The organism is Pseudomonadota bacterium (assembly GCA_026388255.1).
Classification (GTDB): Bacteria; Desulfobacterota; Syntrophorhabdia; order Syntrophorhabdales; family Syntrophorhabdaceae; genus JAPLKB01.
On the sequence record JAPLKC010000122.1, the window covers coordinates 1 to 2938 of the forward strand.

The 2938-nt window shown below is 46.6% G+C and carries 1 protein-coding gene; it reads right to left on the reverse strand.

Features of this window, described 5'->3' with window-relative positions:
- Positions 1-170: 170 nt before the first annotated feature.
- The coding region (locus tag NT178_17435; protein MCX5814305.1) for a CHAT domain-containing protein at positions 171-2938 on the reverse strand (2768 nt) is incomplete at its 5' end.

Below are 2938 nucleotides of genomic sequence, written 5' to 3' on the forward strand. Positions count from 1 at the left end.
AAGTCATATTTCTGTTGTTTTGTCATTCCCACGAATACCCTGAAGGGCACAAGCGTGGGAATCCAGTGATTTCAATGTGTTCTGGACTCCCGTTTTCACGGGAGTGACGGTTTTACAACTTTTTACGAGTGCATCAAGATTGATTCCTATTCCTATTCCTATTACTATTACTATCCCTCCCCATACAGCACAAAGGGCCCCCAGTAGAAGGGATTGGGGTATTTCTTTTTCATTGCGCTGCGGGTGAGTAAGAGAGCCTCTGAGCGGGATTTGCCTTCTTTGAGATACCGGTAGAATGTGGTCATGTATTCTACGGTCTCCTGGGATGCAACTTCCCAGAGAGATACAACTACAGAGCGTGCCCCTGCGTGTTGAAAAGCACGGGCAAAGTTCACAACACCTTCCCCTTCCATAACCTTGCCTCTGCCGGTCATACAGGCAGAGAGCAGAACCATGTCTGCATCGAGCTTGAGTCCAAGCGCCTTTGAGAGGGTCAGGAATCCATTGTCATTCCCCTGGTTCTCTACCTGACCGAGGAGTAAAAAGGGTTCGTTAATACCTTGCAGTTTTCCCGGGAGGTCACCGTGAGTGGCAAAGTGAAGATAGCGGTAGCCAGCAAGGGGGGTCTGTTTGAAAGTAGTTTCATTGGCATTGATTCCAAGAAGAATGTCAGGGGGATTCGGTTGGGCATTGAAGAGCTTTGCAATCTGTCTTACCTCTCCTTCAGTTTCGGGAAGAGGAGTATAGATAAGCGGCTTGCCCTCTTTATCATCCTTTAAAACCTGTCCCCATTCACGTCTTGTAGCAAGACCACGGAAGGCATACTGATCGAGATTTTGGGCAAGAAGTACCGGCTGTGGTGTACCTTGTTTAAAGGCAATATAGCGAGGATCATCTTTGCTGTAAAATGGATTGCCCAGGGCAAAGAGGGGTTTGGTTGCTTTAGTGGGATTCAGCATACGGTTCAATGCAAGTACGGTTGCTGATTGGGCGTAAGTGATAGTGAATCTGTCTCCTATGTAAACACTATCCCTGGAATCCTTCCCTTCTTGTATAACGAGGGTTTCGAAGGGGAGAAGCCCAAGGATACCGTCTGGAACAATGATGACTTTATCGGTTTTCTTTACCTCTTTAAGGGCATCGGCAAGGAGGAGGTTATAAAGCTCTCCGGCTAACCCTGGAGAGAACATGGCATGTTGCTGTGCGTTTAAGGGCTCCATGAAGGTCTTTATCTTTGTCTCCAGAACTTCTTTCCGGACAGTGATTTTGATCAGTTTTACTGCTCCCCCTTTGCGGATGACAAAGAGATACGTCGCTTCATCACCAAGGGCATATTCGAGGAGGACTTCGTTGGTCTTGAGAGGGATATTCTCTGCAATAACGGGGGAGGGATACTTGAGCGATGCATAACGGGGATAGTCCTGGCGAAGATGCCCGATGAGAGTATTAAGCTCAGAAGTAAGCTGTTGTTTTTTCTGGCGTAATTGGGTCAAAGCCGCCTCTCCCTTCGTGTAGGCTGCAGACCATTCACCTTCAACAGCAAAGAGTTCGCCTGCAAGCATTGCCTCTTTTTCCTGAAGGTCCTTTGGGATTGTCACATCATGGGTCTTCCTCCCCGAGGCTGCTATAACATCGAGAAGGGTGCGGGCCTTTGTTGATTCAGCGAAGTAAAAAGCGCTCTGTTTGAGGTCTCTGCCATAGGCGCTGAAAGAAGGGTCAGACAGGTCTCCCTTGAGAGCCCGTTCAGCTAATACAGAAACAATTCCACGGTAGGACTTGACCCTATCCTCTGCTCCCATGAACCCTTCCTGAGCCTTTCTGAGCCTCCCCCTCGCCTCCTCAACAAGAAGAGCAGCCTTCAGGTACTCCATTGCAGCATCCTTTGTTTGGCCAAGATGTGAGAGGACTTCCCCTCGCTGTGTATGATAGACAATCCTGTCTGACAGGACGTCGTTTCCCTGAATATCTATGTTGTTGAGGTGAGTTAAGGCATCCTGATAGCGGCCAGTGGCGAGAGCAAGAGAAGCAAGGGAGGAGGGGAGATGTTTTTCGATTTTGATTTTGAATGTATGCCACTTTCGTTCCTCCTTTTGCAATTCGGGATTTTCAGCTACATTTTTCTTATGGTAGTCAAGCACCCTTTCTGTTTCGCGGAAGGAAAGCTCTGCGGCAGGATAGTTCTTCATGCGCATCTGCAATGTTCCTTTTTTGAGGAATATGTCGGACAAGATAAGCACGTTCCCCATCAGTATACCGTCTTTGCTTAAACTAATCGCCTCATCAATGGCCTTAAGACCTTCCTCGCAAAACTTCAATGCCTCTGCATTGTTGCCATTCATTGCATAAAGATCGGCAAGGTCCAGATATTCCATGGTTTTCATAGCCAATACAGACGATTTAAGATACCCGGGAAGATTCTCAACAAGGTCCGGCCTTTTGCCCTTCAGCATTTTAGAGGCGTTCACAGTCTCAATATTAAGCTGTTCCATAGATTCCGATCCTTTGATGCTTGACGCTTCCCTGGCATATTTTAAGGCCTCATCATGGTTGCCGAGAGTCAAAAAGATTTTGCTGATCTTTTTCAGTAATTCATGTTGGGGTAGTTTTATTAAATTTCCAAGTGCAGATGAAGATTTATCAGAGATATATTTGGGTAAAGTTGAACCATATTTAGCCCTCAAATCCTCCAGTTGAGCATTCAAATCCTCCTGCAAAATCTTTGCATATTTCATTGCCAGCAAATAATGCTCTAACGCCTCTTCATAAAATCCAATTTCCATGTATGCATCGCCCAGTTTCATGTGGTTGCCAAAACAACAGGTGCTTGTGCTGCCCCCATATTCGGCCTTTCCCTGGCTGCACTCCACCAGCTCCTTCTTATGAAAAGCAATAACTTCATAGTACCTACCCTGCCCTATGTATTTCGATAGTTCTTCAT